We start from the raw sequence: 18,704 nt of genomic DNA, 5'->3' as shown, positions 1-18,704 counted from the left end.
CGCCGAAAGAGCCGCTCATGTCCTCCACCCCGCCGCCCGTGGTTCAGCCGGCCCACCTCCCGCTGACACCCGACGACCCCCGAGAGATCGGCGGCTACCGGGTCCACGCCCGGCTCGGCTCCGGTGGCATGGGGGTCGTCTACCTCGCCCACACCCCCGGCGGCCGGCCCATCGCCCTGAAGGTGGTGCGGGAGGACTTCGCGGCCGACCCGGAGTTCCGCCTGCGGTTCGCCCAGGAGGTCGCGAGCGCGCGCCGCATCCACGGCCTGTTCACCGCGCAGGTGGTGGACGCCGGCGCCGACGACGCCGTCCCCTGGCTCGCCACCACCTACGTCCCGGGCCCCTCGCTCCAGCAGGTGGTCGAGCGCCACGGCCCGCTCCCCGCGCCCACCGTGCTGCGCCTGGTCGCCGGGATCGCCGAGGCCCTTCAGGTCATCCACGGGGCGGGTGTCATCCACCGTGACCTCAAGCCCGCGAATGTCCTCGTCGCCGAGGACGGCCCGCGCGTCATCGACTTCGGCATCGCGCGCGCCGCCGACGCCACCGGGCTCACCGGCACCGGTCTGCGCATCGGCACCGCCGCGTACATGGCTCCCGAGCAGGCCCTCGGGCACGCCGTGACGCCCGCGACCGACGTCTTCGCGCTCGGCGCGCTGGCCGCGTACGTCGCCGGGGGCGCCCTGCCCTTCGGGTCGGGGCCCGAGTCGGCGGCCCTCTACCGCGTGGTCCACGAGCCCGCCGACCTCTCGCGCGTACCGGCGGAGCTGCGCGCGCTCGTCGGGCACTGCCTGGCCAAGGCCCCGGAGCGGCGTCCCACTCCGGCGGAGCTGATCGCCGCCGTCCGCGCGCACCCGGCCGTCGGCCCCTCGCCGGATCCCGGCGACCTCCGGCTGCCCGAGGAGCTTCGGCTGCCCGACGAGCGGTGGCCGACCGCGACTCTCGACGGGCGCTCGCCGCACGACGACCCCACACGGGCGGCCGCCCCCGCGGTCCCGGTGCCCACGGATCGGGTCATGACGCCCGTACCCCCGCGCGTCCCCGCGCCCGTACCCGCGCGCGTCCCCCCGCCCGCACCGCCGCGCGGACCGGGCGTACGGCGTGGCCGGCCCGGGAAGCGGCGCGGTCGTACGGCTCTGGCGGCCGGTGGCGCCGCCGTCCTCGCCGGGCTGGTGGTGGCGGGCGTCGCGTACTGGCCGGCGGCCGATCCGGATCGGGGCGGCGGCGCGCGGCCGGCCGCCGGGTACACGCCGGGCTACGCGGACGCGGAACTGACCGCTCCGGACGACGGCTACGAGTTCGACCTGGGCGCCGGGAAGGTGGCGCCCGCCGAGACCGCCGACTGGTACCTCGCCCGGGACAAGGGCGGTTTCGTGCTCCCCGAGGACGCCGACGCCTTCGTCGCCTCGGGGTACGTGCTCGGCCCGGCCGACTGCGAGCGCGGGCTCGACGCGGAACCGGTGACGAGCCTGCCGTTCGACGAGCTCGCCGACGAGCGGCCGTTCTGCGTCCGCGCCGCCGACGGCAAGCGGCTCGTCGTGGCGCGACTGGTCGACGGTGCCTCCGGCGGCGGGCCCGTCACCCTCGTGCTGAGCCAGTACCGGCGGAACGGCTGAGCGTCCTCGGCCCCCGGGTGGCGGCGGCGGTGGCCGGACCGAGCGCGGGTGCCGCGCGGTGGTCCGGATAGGGTTCGTGACATGGCATCTCGTAGTACTCAGATCCTGGAAGCGGCCGCCCGGGTGATCGCCCGGCGCGGGGTCCGCGGGCTCCGCGTGGAGGAACTGGCCGAAGAGGCCGGGGTCTCCACCGGTCTGATCTACTACCACTTCAAGGATCGCACCGGAATCCTGCGCCACACGCTGGAGTTCATCAACAACCGTGCCGAGCGGTACACCGCGGCGCAGGACGAGGCGGCGGAGCCGCTGAGCCCCCGCGAGGAGCTCGACCAGGTGCTGCTCCTGGAGCTCCAGGACACCCCCGAGGTGCGGGAGAACAGCACGGCGTGGGGCGAACTGCGAGCGAGCGCCGTCTTCGACCCCGTCCTGCGCGAGGACCTCGCCCGGGCGACGATGGTGTGGGTGCAGGAGGTGGCCGGGCTCCTCGGTCAGGTGCGGCCGCTGGCCCCGGCGGTCGGGCTCGCCGCGGCCGCCGAACGGCTCACGGCTCTGCTGGAGGGCCTGAGCATGCGCTGGCTGAGCGGCGGCCTCGCGATCGACCACGCACGCAGCCTCATGGCGCAGGCCGTCGAGGTGGAGCTGGACCGGCTGCCGCAGTCGTAGCTTCCGGCCCTCGGCAGGTCCCCCCCGTACTCCTCCGCGAGTCCCCGGCCCGGAAAGTCCAAGTCCCTGCGGCCAAGCGTCTATGTGCACGGTCTGCGCCGCGCGGTTCTGTGGACCCAGCCGCCGCGGGCGCCCCGCAGGGTTCCGGTCGGCGAGGTAGCGCAGTCATGAAGAGCTGCGCACGGAGACCAGCCAAGGAGTCACCGTTGTCAACTCCTCGAAGAAGCCTGATAGGTACGGTCGTCGCCGTGACCCTCGCGATGGTCGGAGGCGGCGCCGCGGTGACGGCGCCGGCATCGGCGACGACGTCCGAACCAACTGGCGCGAGTGCCGCCACGTACAGCGTCACCGTCGGTGCGAAGGGCACGTGGTCGCACCCCGACGACACGCCGGCCGCCACCTACATCGACAAGGACGGCACGTTCTACTTCCAGCAGGCCCACGCGCTCTACGGATCGACGCAGCCGCGCAAGTGGACGTTCTACACCGGGACGAACTTCGACACCGCCGCCCGGTCGAGCGCCCTCAGCGACGCCGTGAACCCGGCGAACGGCAACGACCGGAACAACGACACGACCTGGCGGTGCAACAACAGTCCGACCGGCCTCAAGTCCACCTACCCGCCGGCCGGATCGGGCTACTCCCAGCGGAACTTCTGCGACCTGGCCGGGGTGTGGGTCGACCCGGACACCGGCGACTGGTACGGCCTGGTCCACAACGAGTTCACCCCTCAGCCCTTCGGCGACGGCGTCCACTACGACGGGATCGACTACGCGGTCTCCACCGACCAGGGCCGGACCTGGACCATCAAGGACCACGTCATCACCTCCCCGTTCAGCACCAAGCGGGGCGACACGGCGGCCTTCCCGCAGCAGACGTACCACTACGGCGACGGTGACCAGCGCCTGTTCGTCGACACCGCGTCGGGGTACTTCTACGCCTTCTACGGCTCCCGGATCGTGGAGAAGGGCGGCGGCTGGAAGGCCTTCCACGCGCACGTGGCCCGCGCCCCCATCTCGGGGAAGATGGCGCCCGGTTCCTGGAAGAAGTGGTACGACGGCGCCTGGACCGAGCCCGGTGTCGGCGGCCGCGAGAGCAACATGACGCCGGTGGGGGGCACCGACACGACGGGCTACACCCCCGTCGGGGGCGAGTACGACCCGGCGACCCCCGGCACGGTGAGCCAGCAGGTCGCGGCGGGCGAGATGCCCGCCACATCGCCCCTGTTTGTCATGGACATCACGTACAACGCGCACCTGGGGCTGTACATCGGCGAACCGCAGGCCGTCGACCAGAGCGGGAACGCGCCCCAGGAGATCTACGCCACCGACGACCTCACCACCCAGAAGTGGTTCCGCCTCGGGGACACGGGCAGCTACAAGAACGCGTCGTGGTACCGCTGGTTCCTCGACAGCGTGAACAAGACCGGCTCGGGGATCGTCGGCAAGAACTTCCGTTCGTACTGCTCCTTCGGCTGCTCGGGCGGAACGTCGAGCGAGTACGTCAATCTGTCGATCGGCACCTCGGCGCCCGCCGCGCCGGTCGACACGAGCAAGGCGTACCGCATCGCCGCCGCGGGCGGTCGCGTCCTCGCCCAGGTCTCCGGCGGCCCGGCCACCACGTCCGTACCGTCGGCCACCGGCAGCGACCTGGAATCGTGGATCTTCACCGCCAACGGCGACGGGTCGCACCGGATCGCCAACGTCGCCACCGGGCAGCTCCTCGGCGTCGACTCCGCCAGTACGGGCAACCGCGCCTGGGGCACCAGGCCGACGGTCACCGCGGCGCCCGCGGGCGGCCCCACCGTGGGTCAGCAGTGGTTCGTGATACCCGGCGCGTCCTCCGCGGACGGCTCGCCGAACGGCACGTACCGCCTGGTCAACCGCTACAGCGGCCTCGTGATCGGCCTGTCCGGCACCGCGAACCGACTGGCCGAGACGACCCCGACCCGTTCGTGGACCAACACCACGGGCAACGCGGTCGGCGGCACGCGCACGGCGGGCGAGCAGACCCTGACCCTCACGGCGGTGGGCCAGGTCCCCGACGGGATCGCCGACGGCGACCACACCCTCGGCGCGAGCGGGAAGGCCCTGGACAACCCGGGTCACAGCACCACTCCCGGTACGCAGCTCGTCACCTGGACCGCGAACGGCGGCGCCAACCAGACGTGGCGGTTCACCCGCCGCACCGACGGCTCCTACGAGCTCGCCAACGCCGAGTCGGGGCTCTGCGCCGACGTCGACGGCGGGTCGACGGCCGCCGGAGCCAAGGTGATCCAGTGGACCTGCACCGGCGGCGCCAACCAGGGCTGGACCGTGACACGGCTGGCGAACGGCGCGTACACCGTCGCCTCGGTGAAGAGCGGCCTCCTGCTCACCACCGCGTCCACCGCGAACGGGGCCTCGGTCACCCAACAGCCCGACACGGGCTCGTCCTTGCAGCAGTGGACGATCGACTGACGTGGACCGGATTGGTCATGCGCCTGACAGTATGAGCGTTGCACACTCCCGTGAACGGCACCCCACCCCAAGGGAGCGATCAGCGCATGACCAAGCCGGAGAGCGCGGTACACGACTACGACGTCGTCATCAGCGGAGCCGGCCTCGCCGGCAGCGCCGCGGCGATCCTGCTCGCTCGACGCGGTGTCCGCGTCGCCCTGCTGGAACGCCGCTCGGACCCCGAGGCGTACAAGGTGCTGTGCACCCACTCCCTCACGGCCAACGCCTACCCGGTCCTGGACGAACTCGGCCTCGTCCCCGCCCTGGAGAAGGCGGGAGCCGTCCGCAACGAGGCCCGCTGGCACACCCGTTGGGGCTGGATCGAGCCGCGGGCCGCGGCGGCGGGCCCGCCGCTCCCGTACGGGTACAACATCCGGCGCAGCACCCTCGACCCGTTGATCAGGACCCGAGCGGCGGAGACCCCGGGCGTCGATCTGCTCCTCGGCCATCAGGTGACCGGACTGGTCCGGGAAGCCGGGTGAACCGTGGGGGTGCGCGCGTCGACACCCCAGGGCGAGCGCGAGATCCGGGCCCGCCTGGTCGTCGGTGCCGACGGCAAGGACTCGGCCGTGGCGAAGTTCGCCGACATCCCCACCCGGCAGTACGAGAACACGCGGTTCGCCTACCTCGCGCACTTCCGCAACCTTCCGCTGCCCGGCGGGATCGCCCAGACCTGGTTCCTCGAACCCGACATGGCGTACGCGTTCCCGAACGACGACGGGGTGACGGTCATGGCCGTGGTCCCGGACAAGGAACGACTGCCGGCCTTCCGCGACGACCTGGAGGGCAGCTTCCTCGCATTCGTCCGCGCGCTGCCCGAGGCGCCGCCCATCGACTCCGCCGAGCGCATCACGAAGATCATCGGCACGATCGACTACCCGCTCCGCAGCCGCAAGGCGGCCGCACCGGGCGTCGCGCTCGTCGGCGACGCCGCCCTGACCGGCGACCCCCTGTGGGGCGTGGGCTGCGGGTGGGCCCTGGAGTCCGCGCGATGGCTGACGGAGGCGGTCGCCTCGACCGCGACCGGCAGGGGCGACCTCGACCTCGACAAGGCGCTCGCGACGTACGCCCGCACGCACCGGCGCCGGCTGTCGGCCCACCAGAACCTGGCCGCGGACTTCGCCAAGGCCCGCCCGTTCAACCCCATGGAACGCCTGATGTTCTCGGCGGCGGCGCGCGACGAGTCGCTGGCACGGCACATGCATCTCTTCGCCTCGCGCCTGATCGGCCCGCTGCGCTTCCTGAACCCCGCGGCGGTGACGAAGGCAGCCTCCGTCAACCTCAGGCACCGGAGGGCGGCCGCGTCACCTACGCGCTGAGTGTCGTGGCTGTCAGAACGAGGTCCAGGTGAACGCGACCCGGTCGCCGTTCTCGATCTCGAACTGGCAGCCGCCGACCGGCGTCGGGACCTTCGACGCGTGGGCGCTGCCGTTGGCGCCGTCGCACTTGTGGGTGCCGCCGGTGGTGCGGCGAGCAGTGGCATCCACGGCTCTTCCTGCACATATAGTGCAGTGACGATGTACATCGAGTTCAGGACGAACTTCGCCTTCCATCCCCCCGAGGGCCACGGCGGAGCATGGCAGGCCACGGTGGAGTCCCTGGAGCGGGCGCTGCGGGAGGCGTTCCCCGATCCCGTCGTCGGGTACCGGAGATCCGGCGTCCACGAGATGACCGTGCTGGACTTCGAGATCGAGCTGGCACCGGACGTATGGGTGGACGGCACCGCGGCCCTCACCGGGCCCGACTACGCCTACATCACCCTCACCGACGTGACCGCAGGCGAAGCCGGCGTCTTCGCCGTCTGGTTGCGCGACTCCTTCGCCCCGCAGCCGAACCTCGTGCGCTTCACGAGCAGCCTCGCCATGGCGAACGGGGAGGACACCCCCTCGCCCCTGCCGGCCGAGGGGAGCCGCGACGACGTCACTGGCCTGCTGCGCCGGCACCTCGACGCATTCGACGACTGACGGGCCGAGCGTCCGGTGAGTTCCTCCCCGGGCCCGACGGTTTCCACGGCTAGCCTCCGCATCATGCTGCGTATCGTCGACACCCGTACCGGCCACCTGGCGGAGATTCCCTCCGTACGCCGTCATCTGCTGAGCATCTGCGTCCACTTGCCGGTCAGCGACGCCGGGATCGGCATGATGGACCTTCGGACGCTGCTGGTCGGCGACGTACTGGCGCGCACAGCGGAGCTGCACGGCCTGCAGTCCCGCACGTTCCTCACCATGCCGGACCTGCCGCATCTGCCGCATGAGCAGGCCGTGGCGCTTGATCGCGCGATGTCCGCCCTTGGCGTCCACCCGCCCGCCACCCTCGGTGCGCACCCTCCGGACGGAACGCTCTGCGCCGCTGCCGACGTGCATGTCCGCGCGTACGGAACCACCGCACAGGGCGCGGCCGGCGGGGTCCACATGGACGTGGGCCGGGCCGTCCCGGCCTCCCGGGAGACGGACGCCACCGACCGTTCCCACCTCCTGTCCCCGGGGCTCCTGGACGCCGTGGCTCCGGCGGGGACCGATCCGCTGGCCGTGAGGATGCTGATGCTCGGCCACCCCTACGGCACGCCGGTCACGGTCACCGATACCGCGCTCGAAGAGGCCCGGCGGGCGCTGGGGGACTGGCGGCTGCTGGTGGCCGACTGGGCGGAGGAGCCGTCCAGGCCGGTCCCAGCCGATGTGCTGCGGCACGCCCACGCCGTGCTGGCTGATGATCTCGGCGTCCCCGCGGTCCTGGAGACGCTGGGCACCTTGGCGACGCGGGATGACGTACCGGCCGGTGCCAAGTTCGAGACGTTCGCCTTCCTCGACCGCGTCCTCGGCCTGGACCTCGCGCGCGACGTGGGTCACCAGCACCGGTGAACGCGATGCCCTCACCGTCCACGCAGCACCCCCTGGGCCGGCCGCCAGTCCGGCCGGCGGCCGCTGAGGCCGATCACGCGGTCCAGCAGGGGCGCGTCGTCCGGGACCGCGACGACGGGGCCGAAGAATCCCTCCTCGGAGGATTCGTCGGACGGCGCCAACAACGCCTCGGAGACCCGTAGTTCCTCCTCGCTCGCCTCGTACGTCCGGCCGGTCGCCCGCGCCAGGTCCCAGCCGTGGATGAGCAGCTCGTCGAGTGCGATCCGGCCCATGACGGCGGCCGGCAGGTCGATGCCGCCCGCCTGGGTGTCCCCCTTCCAGGCGTCCGGTTCCCGCCAGGCGGCGGCCAGTTCGGCCAGCGCCTTCGGCAGGGCCGTCCGCCAGTCGTCCGCCAGTACCGGACGGGACGAGCCGGGCGGTGTGCCGGTCGTCGGGCCGAACTGCTTGCGGGCCGCGTCGCGGAAGGCGACGCTGAGCCCGGCGAGGTGGGCGAGCAGTTCCCGTACCGCGTACTCGGGGCAGGGCGTCGGATCGCCGAGCCGCTCGTCGTCGATGCCCTCCGCGAGCCGGGCGACGCGCTCCGCGGCCGCGCCGAGATCGATCGGTTCCATGGGTGAAGTGTTGTCCATGCAGGGCAGACCGCCGGGCCGCCCGAAACTCATCGCTCCGCGCCCGTCCCCCGACCGCGCGCCGCGCGATCCGGGAGACGTAGACGAGCGCGAGCTGCTCCCACGACCCGATGACGAAGGCCATGAAGAGGGCAGTCGCCCGCGGCGACGGACAGGGCCAGGGTGACCGACGGCAGTGGTCGAGTACACCAAGGTAACGGGTTGATGGAAAAACTTGAAGAGATCATGAAAATATTTCACGCGACTTGATCAGCTGGGTGCGCGCCGACGCCGTCACGGGCGGGTGTGGAGGCCGGCGGGGCCTCGATTGTCGAGCAATTACGAAATCGGCGCGATATCTTGCGTTCACTTGTCGGCGGTGGTTGAGTGTGCCGCGCCCCACACCGCAGTCGCCGACTCCGGTGGGGCAACCTCCACGTTCTTGCCCGAAGGGGACCACTCGATGAGAACTGCCAGGCTCCGCCGTACCCGCCGCGCCAGCGCGGTCACCCTCGTCTCCGCGATGACGCTGACCGCGCTTGCCGCCTGCGGCACGAGCAGCAGCGACGACGGCGGCGGCGGTGCTTCGCAGCAGAGCGGCTCGCCCGACGCCTCCGCCCCGCTGGACCCGAAGACGAAGGTGTCGATCACGATCGACTGCATGCCGCCCGCGGCGAAGGCGGCCGAGCTGAAGGAGTGGAAGGAGGACGTCGCCGAGTTCAACAAGACGTACCCGAACGTCACCATCGAAGGCCGTTCCACTCCGGGGCAGTGCCTGGAGCCGCCGCGGTTCACCGCGATGCTCAAGGCCAAGTCGCAGCCGGACGTCTTCTACACCTACTTCACCGACCTGCCGCAGGTCCTCTCCGAGGACGGCGCCGCCGACATCAGCGCGTACGTCAGCGACAAGACGGTCCCGGGGCTGAAGGACATCGACCCGAACGTCCTCGGCACGCTCAAGAAGGACGGCAAGCTGTACGGCCTGCCCACGAGCAACTACACGATGGGCCTGCTGGTCAACCGCAAGCTCTTCAAGGACGCCGGGCTCGACCCCGACACCCCGCCGCGGACCTGGGACGAGGTCCGCGCCGCCGCGAAGAAGATCGCGGGCCTGGGCGAGGGCGTCTCCGGGTTCGGCGAGTACAGCGCCGGGAACACCGGCGGCTGGCACTTCACCGCCCAGCTGTACAGCCTCGGCGGCGACATCGTCGACGCGAGCGGCACGAAGGCCGCCTTCAACAACGACCTCGGCAAGCAGGTCGCGAGGAACCTCCACGCCATGCGCTGGGAGGACGACAGCATGGGCAAGACCCAGCTGCTGAAGTGGGGCGACCTCCAGAAGCAGATCGCCACCGACAAGCTCGGCATGTTCCTCGCCGCCCCCGACGACATCACGTACATGGTCCAGCAGCTGGGCGCGAAGTACGAGAACTTCGGCATGGGCCCGATCCCCGGCGGCAAGAACACGCTCGCGGGCGGCAACGGCTACATGATCAAGAAGGGCATATCGCCCGACAAGATCAAGGCCGCCATCGCCTGGCTCGACTTCAAGTTCACCACCGTCGGCAAGGGGCAGTTCGACTGGGCCCGCACCAAGGCCGACAGCCTGCCGGTCGGTCTTCCGCAGCCGAACTTCTGGCTGAACGACTCCAAGGCCAAGGACGACGCCTCCCGTACCCAGAACGCCACCATGCCGGTCGCCAACTTCAAGGCGTTCACGGACAGCCCCGTCCCCGGCAAGGCCGAGCCGCCGAAGGCCCAGGAGGTCTACAAGGTGCTCGACAACGTGATGTCCGGCCTCCTCACCAACAAGGACGCCGACGTCGACAAGCTCCTGTCGACCGCGGAGACGCAGGTCAACCAGGTCCTGGCCAACCAGTGACGGAACCGGGCGGGGCGGGCGTCAGCCACCGGCCGTCCCGCCCGGCACTCCCCACCCGCCAGCGGACACGGCAGTCCCGTACCAAGGAGCACGCATGTCGGCCCCGAGCCTGACCCCGACCAAGGCGGGGCGTTCCCGCGATCCCGAGCCCCGCCCAGAGGGGCCCGCGGCCCCCGGCGGCGCTTTCGCCAAGAGCCTGCGGCGCAACCTGACGGCCCACTCGTTCCTCATCGGCGCCGTCCTCTGTTTCGCCGTCTTCTCCTGGTATCCGATGGTCAGGGAATTTCTCCTGGCCTTCCAGAAGACCGAGAGCGGCGACTCCGTCTGGGTCGGACTGGACAACTTCCGCACCGTCTTCAACGATCCGGCCTTCTGGCAGGCCTGGGGCAACACCCTCTGGTACACCGCCCTCGCCCTGGTCCTCGGCTTCGCCGTTCCCTTCGTCCTGGCGATCACGATCAACGAGTTCCGGCACGGCAAGAGCTACCTGCGGCTCCTGGTCTACCTGCCCGTCATGCTGCCGCCGGTCGCGGCGGTCCTGCTCTTCCAGTACCTGTACGACCCGGGCTACGGCCTCCTCAACGAGCTGCTCGGCTTCCTCCACCTGCCCGAACAGCAGTGGCTCCAGGACGCGGACATCGCGATGTTCTCCCTCGTCGTCGCCTCGACCTGGATGAACATGGGCGGCGCCACCCTGATCTACCTCGCCGCGCTCCAGGGCATCCCCGGCGAGCTGTACGAAGCCGCCGAGCTCGACGGCGCCGGCCTGTTCCGCAAGATCTGGCACGTGACGATCCCGCAGACGCGCCTGATCCTCTCGCTGATGCTGCTGATGCAGATCATCGCGACCATGCAGGTCTTCGTCGAACCGTTCCTGCTCACCGGCGGCGCCGGACCGGAGGGGTCCACGACCACGGTCGTCTACCTCATCTACCAATACGCCTTCAACTTCAACAACTACGGCGCCGCGGCGGCCCTCGGCCTGCTCCTGCTCGTACTGCTCGCCGGCTTCTCGGCGGCGTACGTCAAGCTCAGCCGCGCCGAGGACGAGTAGGACCGGGAGACCAGCATGTCCACACGTACGCTCATCTCACCGGCCGTGCTCGGCAAGCGCCGCGGCAAGCGCCTGTACTGGAGCGCCTTCGCCCTCGTCACCGGCGGCTTCACCCTGGTGTTCCTCGGGCCGCTGTACTGGCTGATCTCCAGCGGATTCAAGGACACCCAGGAGGTCGTCCGGACCCCGCCGACGCTGGTGCCGGAGAGCTTCACCCCCGAGAACTACAGCCGCGCCTGGGAGGTCATGGACCTGTCCTCCCTGCTGTTCAACACCTTCTACTACGCCTTCGGCGCCCTCGCCTTCCAGCTGATCCTCGACGTGGCGGCGGCGTACTCGCTGTCCAAGCTGCGCCCGGTGCTCGGCAAGGCGATCCTCGGCCTGATGCTCGCCACCCTGATGATCCCGGCGACGGTCCTCGTCGTCCCCCAGTACCTGACCGTTCTGGACGTCCCGATCGTCGAGCGGAACCTGCTGAACACCCCGTGGGCGATCTGGCTGCCGTCCGTCACCAACGCCTTCAACATCTTCCTGCTGAAGCGGTTCTTCGACTCCATCCCGAAGGAACTCCTCGACGCCGCGTCCATGGACGGCGCGAGCCCGCTGCGGATCCTGTGGTCGATCGTCCTGCCGGTCTCGCGGCCGATCCTCGGCGTGGTGTCGATCTTCGCGGTCGTCGGCGTCTGGAAGGACTTCCTCTGGCCGATGCTCACCCTGCCCGACCCGGCGAAGCAGACCCTCAACGTGGGCATCTACTCGCTCGCCAACGGGGTCCCGGTGAACGTCCTCATCGCCGCCCTCACCATCGCCTCCCTCCCGACACTGCTCGTCTTCCTCGTCTTCCAGCGCAACATCATGGGCGGCCTCACCGCCGGCAGCCTCAAGGGCTGACGCCGCGCACCGTCCCTTCCTCCCCCCAAGCCCTCGCCGTCGTCCCGGGCCCATCCCGTCCCCGCTCCTCCGGGCCGGCGGCGAGGAACTCCTGCCTACCCGCCGACCCTGCCCGAAAGGACCGTCCCGTGGCAGCCCCCATTCCGTCCCGCACCACCGACTGGTGGCGCGACGCCGTCATCTACCAGGTCTACCCCCGCAGCTTCGCCGACGGCGACGGCGACGGCACCGGGGACCTCGCGGGCGTCCGGGCGAGACTGCCCCACCTCGCCGAACTCGGCGTCGACGCCGTCTGGTTCACCCCCTGGTACGCCTCCCCGATGGTCGACGGCGGCTACGACGTCGCCGACTACCGGGCCATCGACCCCGCCTTCGGCACCCTCGACGAGGCCGAGAAGCTGATCGCCGAGGCCGCCGAACTCGGCCTCCGCGTCATCGTCGACATCGTCCCCAACCACGTCTCCGACCAGCACGCCTGGTTCCGGGAGGCCCTCGCCGCCGGACCCGGCAGCCCCGCCCGCGAACGCTTCCACTTCCGCCCCGGCCGCGGCGAGCACGGCGAACTCCCGCCCAACGAGTGGCCCTCCCAGTTCTCCGGCTGCACCTGGACCCGCGTCCCCGACGGCGAGTGGTACCTCCACCTCTTCACCCCCGAACAGCCCGACCTCAACTGGTCCCACCCCGACGTCCGCCGCGAACACGAGGACGTTCTGCGCTTCTGGTTCGAACGCGGCGTCGCCGGCGTCCGCATCGACTCCGCCGCCCTGCTCACCAAGGACCCCGGGCTCCGCGACTTCACCGAGGGCGTCGACCCGCACCCGTACATCGACCTCGACGAGATCCACGACGTCTACCGCTCCTGGCGGGCCATAGCCGACGAGTACGGCGGCGTCTTCGTCGGTGAGGTGTGGCTCCCCGACGCCGAGCGCTTCGCCCGCTATCTGCGCCCCGACGAGCTCCACACCGCCTTCAACTTCAACTTCCTCGCCTGCCCCTGGGAGCCGGAGCGGCTGCGCCGCGCCATCGACGACACCCTCGCCGAACATGCCCCCGTCCACGCCCCCGCCACCTGGGTTCTCTGCAACCACGACGTCACCCGCACCGTCACCCGTTACGGCCGCGCCGACACCGCCTTCGAGTTCGCGACCAAGACCTTCGGCACCCCCACCGACCTGGAGCTCGGCACCCGCCGCGCCCGCGCCGCCGCCCTCCTCACCCTCGCCCTGCCCGGCTCCGTCTACCTCTACCAGGGCGAGGAGCTGGGCCTGCCCGAGGTCGACGTCCCGCGCGACCGCATCCAGGACCCCATGCACTTCCGCTCCGGAGGAACCGACCCGGGCCGCGACGGCTGCCGGGTGCCGCTCCCCTGGAAGGCCGACGCACCCTCCTACGGTTTCGGCACCCCGCCCGGTACGGACTCCTGGCTGCCGCAGCCCGGCGACTGGGCCCGCTACGCGGTCGACCGGCAGAGCACCGACCCCGACTCCATGCTCACCCTCTACCGCACGGCCCTCGCCCTGCGCCGCTCCGAGCCCGGCTTCGGCGACGGGCCGTTCACCTGGCTCCCGGCCCCCGACGGCGTCCTCGCCTTCACCCGCCACTCCGGCCTGACCTGCGTCGTCAACCACTCCGACGGACCGGTGGAACTCCCCGCCCACTCCACGCTTCTGCTCACCAGCGGCCCCCTCGACCCCGCGGGCACCCTCCCTCCGGACACCGCCGCCTGGCTGCGCGCCTGAGTCCGGGGACGGTCCCCGGCACGTCGCGGCGGTCACCCGGTTCATTTGCGTCGGAAAGTCCGCCTGCGTTGGCAAACTCACGCAATTCTCTTGCGTGATTTGCGCTAGACTTGCGTGTATGACGCGACGACTTGCTCAGGTGGCGAAGAAGGTGGGGGTCAGCGAGGCGACGGTGAGCCGTGTCCTCAACGGCAAGCCCGGGGTTTCGGAGGCGACCCGGCAGTCCGTGCTGACAGCGCTCGACGTGCTCGGCTACGAACGGCCGACACAGCTGCGCGGTGAGCGAGCCCGGCTCGTCGGTCTCGTCCTCCCGGAGCTCCAGAACCCGATCTTCCCTGCGTTCGCCGAGGTCATCGGCGGCGCGCTCGCCCAGCAGGGGCTCACCCCGGTCCTGTGCACGCAGACGAAGGGCGGTGTCTCCGAAGCCGACTACGTGGAGCTGCTGCTTCAGCAGCAGGTCTCCGGTGTCGTGTTCGCCGGTGGGCTCTTCGCGCAGGCCGATGCCCCGCACGACCACTACTACCGGCTGGCCGAGCGCAGCATCCCGGTCGTCCTGGTCAATGCGTCGATCGAAGGACTCGACTTCCCCTGCGTCTCCTGTGACGACGCCGTGGCCATCGAACAGGCCTGGCGTCACCTTGCTTCCCTGGGCCACGAGAAGATCGGACTCGTGCTCGGCCCCGGGGATCACGTGCCGTCCCGCCGCAAGCTGGAGGCCGCCCGCGTGGCCGCAGCGGCCGCCGGCATGGAGTGGGACGACGCCTTCGTGGAGCGGTCGGTCTTCTCGCTGGAGGGCGGACAGGCCGCCGCCACCCGCCTCCTGGGGCGTGGAGTCACCGGCATCGCCTGTGGCAGCGACCCGCTGGCGCTGGGCGCGATCAGGGCCGCCCGTCGGCGCGGCCTGTCGGTCCCGTCGGACGTGTCGGTCGTCGGTTTCGACGACTCCGCCTTCATGACCTGCACGGAGCCGCCGCTGTCGACGGTGCGCCAGCCCATCGAGGCCATGGGGCGCGCCGCCGTGGACCTGCTGATCGCACAGATCCAGGGCACCCAGCACCACCTCGGGGAGCTGCTCTTCGAGCCCGAGCTCGTCGTCCGCGGCTCGACGGCCCCGCCGTCCGCCCGCTGATCCCGGGGGCGCGCCCCGACAACTGAACAGCCATCACCTGACGGCACCGGTATCCCTGCCCCGAGCGGCTAGGACACCGGTGCCGTCGGCGTTTCCGAAGGATGTCGGTTGTTCGCGAGTGGACGGGGACCGTTGACAAAGTCGTCATCCAGTAGAAACCTTGCGGGCTGACAGCGCAAATGAGCCACAGAGTTACTCAAGAACATGGCTGGCTGTCATTCGATCTTTGTCGGAGTCATGTCGGGCTCCCGGCGCGTGACCCTGTCGAACTCCTCCGAGCTCCCTCGCGCGTCCGCCGGTGAGGGCTGCTCAGGACGGCGACGGGTCACGGGCCCTGCCCACATCGTGGAGAGGTCACCATGAGAGGCACACATCCGAGCAGGCGGCTGGGGGTCGGTCTGCTGACAGCGGGCCTGATCTCCGTAGGACTGCTCCCCGTCCCCGCGCAGGCCGCGGGCGAGACCAACCTCGCCCTCGGCAGAGCGGCGACGGCCGGCGGCGCGAACGGCGGCTACCCGGCCTCCAACGTCACCGACGGAAGCCAGCAGTCGTACTGGGAAGGCCCGTTGGGCTCGTTCCCGCAGTGGGTGCAGGTCGATCTGGGCACCCAGGTCGACCTCGACCGCCTCGCGCTCAAGCTGCCCACCGGCTGGGAGGCACGCAACCAGTCCCTCGCCGTCCTCGGCAGCGCCGACGGCAGCACGTTCAGCACCCTCACCGCCGCCCAGGCCCGGTCGTTCGCCCCGTCCGCCGCGAACACGGTGAACATCGACCTGCCTTCGGCCACAGCTCGCTTCGTACGGGTCCAGGTGGCGTCCAACACGGCCTGGAACGCCGCGCAGCTCTCCGAGCTGGAGGTCTACGGGGAGGCCGGGGGCGGCGACCCGGGCGACCCGCCGCCGGTCACCGGCACGAACCTGGCGCGGAACAAGCCGATCGAGGCGACGTCCACGACGCAGAACTACGTGGCCGGCAACGCCAATGACGACAGCACCTCCACCTACTGGGAGTCGGCGGGCTTCCCCAGCGGACTCACGGTCAAGCTCGGCTCGGACGCCGACATCGAGGCCGTCGTCGTCAAGCTCGACCCGGACTCCGCCTGGGGCCCCCGTAACCAGTCCCTGGAAGTCCTCGGCCGCGCCTCGGCGGACTCGGCCTTCACCACCCTGAAGCCGCGCGCCGACTACGCCTTCAGCCCGTCCGCAGGCCAGAACACCGTCACCATCCCCGTCACCGGCCGCGTGTCCGACCTGCGGCTGACCGGCTTCTCCAACACCGGCGCACCCGGTGTCCAGGTGGCGGAGGTCCAGGTGCTCGGCAAGGCGGCGCCCGCCCCGGACTTCGTCGTCAACGAGCTCACCTGGGAACCGGCCACCCCGTCCGAAGCCGACGACGTGACCGCCAAGGTCACCGTACGCAACGCCGGCACCGCCCCGGCCGCGGCGACCACGGTGAACGTCAGCGCCGAGGGCACCGTCGCCGGCTCCGCCCCCGTACCCGCGCTCGCCGCGGGCCAGTCGACGACCGTGAACGTCGCCATCGGCAAGCGCCCGATGGGCTCCTACACCGTCTCGGCGGCCGTCGACCCGACCGACACGGTGCCCGAGCTCGACAACGGCAACAACAGCCGTACCGCCACGGACAGGTTGAACGTCACGCAGACCCCGGGCCCGGACCTGACGGTCACCGGCATCACCCCGAACCCGGCCACACCCGCGGTCGGGGCGCCCGTCTCCTTCACGGTCGCCGTCAGGAACCGCGGTACGTCCGCCGTCCCGGCCGGCAGCGTCACGCGCCTCACGGTGGGTCCGACCACCCTGTCGGGCACGACCCCGGCCATCGCCGCGGGGGACACCGCCGACGTCGCCCTGACCGGCACCTGGACGGCCACCGACGGCGGCGTCACGCTGACCGCGACCGCCGACGCCACCGGCACCGTCACCGAGACGAACGAGAACAACAACGTCTTCGGCCGATCCCTCGTCGTGGGGCGCGGCGCCGCCGTCCCGTACACGGAGTACGAGGCGGAGGACGCGGCGTACCGCGGCACGCTCCTGTACACCGACTCCACCCGCCCGTTCGGCCACACCAACTTCGCCACCGAATCCTCGGGCCGCGAGTCGGTACGCCTCAACACCACGGGCGACTACGTGGAGTTCACCTCCGCCGGCGCCGCGAACTCCGTCGTCGTACGGAACTCGATACCGGACGCCCCGGGCGGCGGTGGCCAGGAGGCCACACTGAGCCTGTACGCGAACGGGCAGTTCGTGCGGAAGCTGACCCTCTCCTCCAAGCACAGCTGGCTCTACGGCACCACCGACCAGCCGGAGGGGCTCACCAACACCCCGGGCGGTGACGCGCGGCGTCTCTTCGACGAGTCCCACGCCCTGCTGACCCAGTCCTACCCGGCCGGCACGAAGTTCCGCCTCCAGCGCGACGCGGGCGACACCGCCGCCTTCTACATCGTCGACCTGATCGACCTGGAGCAGGTCGCCCCGCCGGCCGCGAAGCCCGCGGAGTGCGTCTCGATCACCACGTACGGGGCGGTCCCCAACGACGGCATCGACGACACCGACGCCCTCCAGCGCGCCGTCACCGCCGATCAGAAGGGCGAGATCCCCTGTGTGTGGATCCCGGCGGGCCAGTGGCGCCAGGAGCAGAAGATCCTCACCGACGACCCCCTGAACCGGGGCACCCACAACCAGGTCGGCATCCGGGACGTCACCATCCGAGGCGCCGGCATGTGGCACTCCCAGCTCTACACGCTGACCCCGCCGCACCTGGCGAACGGGATCAACCACCCGCACGAGGGCAACTTCGGCTTCGACATCGACGACAACACCAAGATCTCGGACATCGCCATCTTCGGCTCCGGCACCATCCGGGGCGGCGACGGCAACGCCGAGGGAGGCGTCGGGCTCAACGGACGCTTCGGCAAGAACACGAAGATCGGGAACGTCTGGATCGAGCACGCCAACGTCGCCGCCTGGGTCGGCCGCGACTACTCCAACATCCCCGAGCTGTGGGGTCCCGGTGACGGCCTGGAGTTCAGCGGCATGCGGATCCGCAACACCTACGCCGACGGCGTCAACTTCTCCAACGGCACCCGCAACTCCACCGTCTACAACTCGTCCTTCCGCAACACCGGCGACGACGCCCTCGCGGTGTGGGCCAACAAGTACGTGAAGGACACCTCGGTGGACGTCGGCCACGACAACCACTTCCGCAACAACACCGTCCAGCTCCCGTGGCGTGCCAACGGCATCGCGGTCTACGGCGGCTACGGCAACACGATCGAGAACAACGTCGTCGCCGACACCATGAACTACCCGGGGATCATGCTCGCCACCGACCACGACCCGATCCCCTTCTCCGGACAGACCCTGATCGCCAACAACGCCCTGTACCGCACGGGCGGAGCCTTCTGGAACGAGGACCAGGAGTTCGGCGCCATCACCCTCTTCGCCCAGGGGCCCGACATCCCGGGCGTCACCATCCGGGACACCGACATCCACGAGTCGACGTACGACGGCATCCAGTTCAAGACCGGCGGCGGCGCCATGCCGAACGTCAAGGTCACGAACGTACGCATCGACAAGTCGCTCAACGGCTGCGGAATCCTCGCGATGGGCGGCGCGCGCGGCAGCGCCACGCTGACGGACGTCACCGTCACGAACTCGGCCAAGGGCGACGTCTGCTCGCAGCCCGGCACGCAGTTCGTCTTCAACCAGGGCTGACGCCCCGCCACCGGTGGGGACGCCCGGCTCCG

General features: G+C 70.8%; 15 protein-coding genes. 13 read left to right on the top strand and 2 right to left on the bottom strand.

Annotated features, from left to right (window positions below; all coding sequences use genetic code 11):
- Positions 1–17 precede the first annotated feature (17 nt).
- The 5 genes from OG357_RS08125 (at position 18) to OG357_RS08105 (ending at position 6,093) form a co-directional block, all read left to right on the top strand.
- A complete protein-coding gene (locus OG357_RS08125) occupies positions 18–1,613 on the top strand; it encodes a serine/threonine-protein kinase (RefSeq protein ID WP_329620508.1) in 1,596 nt (531 codons plus the stop codon).
- Positions 1,614–1,694: 81 nt separating this feature from the next.
- On the top strand, positions 1,695–2,276 hold the full coding sequence (locus OG357_RS08120; RefSeq protein ID WP_329620507.1) for a TetR/AcrR family transcriptional regulator: 582 nt from the start codon (positions 1,695–1,697) through the stop codon (positions 2,274–2,276).
- A gap of 206 nt (positions 2,277–2,482) precedes the next feature.
- The gene (locus OG357_RS08115) at positions 2,483–4,735 is read left to right on the top strand and encodes an RICIN domain-containing protein (protein WP_443066641.1); all 2,253 of its coding nucleotides are present in this window, start codon (positions 2,483–2,485) and stop codon (positions 4,733–4,735) included.
- Positions 4,736–4,821: 86 nt separating this feature from the next.
- Positions 4,822–5,256 carry an NAD(P)/FAD-dependent oxidoreductase gene (locus OG357_RS08110; RefSeq protein WP_329620505.1) on the top strand — a complete coding sequence of 145 codons (435 nt, stop codon included), beginning with the start codon at positions 4,822–4,824 and terminating at the stop codon, positions 5,254–5,256.
- Positions 5,257–5,265: 9 nt separating this feature from the next.
- Positions 5,266–6,093 (top strand): hypothetical protein, encoded by an 828-nt coding sequence (locus OG357_RS08105; RefSeq protein ID WP_329620504.1) that lies wholly within the window; start codon positions 5,266–5,268, stop codon positions 6,091–6,093.
- 12 nt (positions 6,094–6,105) lie between these two features.
- Here OG357_RS08105 and OG357_RS08100 read toward each other — a convergent pair whose 3' ends face one another.
- A complete protein-coding gene (locus OG357_RS08100) occupies positions 6,106–6,261 on the bottom strand; it encodes a hypothetical protein (RefSeq protein ID WP_443066640.1) in 156 nt (51 codons plus the stop codon).
- A 24-nt stretch (positions 6,262–6,285) separates the two neighbouring features.
- Here OG357_RS08100 and OG357_RS08095 point away from each other — a divergent pair, with 24 nt between their 5' ends.
- Complete coding sequence (locus OG357_RS08095; RefSeq protein WP_329620503.1) at positions 6,286–6,738, top strand: hypothetical protein; 453 nt, start codon at positions 6,286–6,288, stop codon at positions 6,736–6,738.
- Between the two features lie 63 nt (positions 6,739–6,801).
- The gene (locus tag OG357_RS08090; protein WP_329620502.1) at positions 6,802–7,632 is read left to right on the top strand and encodes a hypothetical protein; all 831 of its coding nucleotides are present in this window, start codon (positions 6,802–6,804) and stop codon (positions 7,630–7,632) included.
- An 11-nt stretch (positions 7,633–7,643) separates the two neighbouring features.
- On the opposite strand, the gene OG357_RS08085 is transcribed toward OG357_RS08090, so the two are convergent.
- Positions 7,644–8,243 (bottom strand): TIGR03086 family metal-binding protein, encoded by a 600-nt coding sequence (locus OG357_RS08085; RefSeq protein WP_329620501.1) that lies wholly within the window; start codon positions 8,241–8,243, stop codon positions 7,644–7,646.
- Between the two features lie 460 nt (positions 8,244–8,703).
- On the opposite strand from OG357_RS08085, the gene OG357_RS08080 reads away from it, so the two are divergent.
- The 6 genes from OG357_RS08080 to OG357_RS08055 all read left to right on the top strand — a co-directional run bounded on the left by OG357_RS08080 (position 8,704) and on the right by OG357_RS08055 (position 18,672).
- Positions 8,704–10,122, top strand: coding sequence for an extracellular solute-binding protein (locus OG357_RS08080; RefSeq protein WP_329620500.1), 1,419 nt, complete (start codon positions 8,704–8,706; stop codon positions 10,120–10,122).
- Between the two features lie 94 nt (positions 10,123–10,216).
- Positions 10,217–11,176, top strand: coding sequence for a carbohydrate ABC transporter permease (locus OG357_RS08075; protein ID WP_329620499.1), 960 nt, complete (start codon positions 10,217–10,219; stop codon positions 11,174–11,176).
- Between the two features lie 15 nt (positions 11,177–11,191).
- The gene (locus tag OG357_RS08070) at positions 11,192–12,067 is read left to right on the top strand and encodes a carbohydrate ABC transporter permease (RefSeq protein ID WP_329620498.1); all 876 of its coding nucleotides are present in this window, start codon (positions 11,192–11,194) and stop codon (positions 12,065–12,067) included.
- A 128-nt stretch (positions 12,068–12,195) separates the two neighbouring features.
- Positions 12,196–13,806: a glycoside hydrolase family 13 protein gene (locus tag OG357_RS08065; protein ID WP_329620497.1), complete on the top strand. Its 1,611-nt coding sequence runs from the start codon at positions 12,196–12,198 to the stop codon at positions 13,804–13,806.
- A gap of 118 nt (positions 13,807–13,924) precedes the next feature.
- The gene (locus OG357_RS08060) at positions 13,925–14,935 is read left to right on the top strand and encodes a LacI family DNA-binding transcriptional regulator (RefSeq protein ID WP_329620496.1); all 1,011 of its coding nucleotides are present in this window, start codon (positions 13,925–13,927) and stop codon (positions 14,933–14,935) included.
- A gap of 359 nt (positions 14,936–15,294) precedes the next feature.
- Positions 15,295–18,672: a CARDB domain-containing protein gene (locus OG357_RS08055; protein ID WP_329620495.1), complete on the top strand. Its 3,378-nt coding sequence runs from the start codon at positions 15,295–15,297 to the stop codon at positions 18,670–18,672.
- Positions 18,673–18,704 lie beyond the last annotated feature (32 nt).

This window comes from Streptomyces sp. NBC_01255, assembly GCF_036226445.1.
Taxonomy (GTDB): domain Bacteria; phylum Actinomycetota; class Actinomycetes; order Streptomycetales; family Streptomycetaceae; genus Streptomyces.
This window is presented reverse-complemented; position numbering and strand designations above follow the sequence as displayed.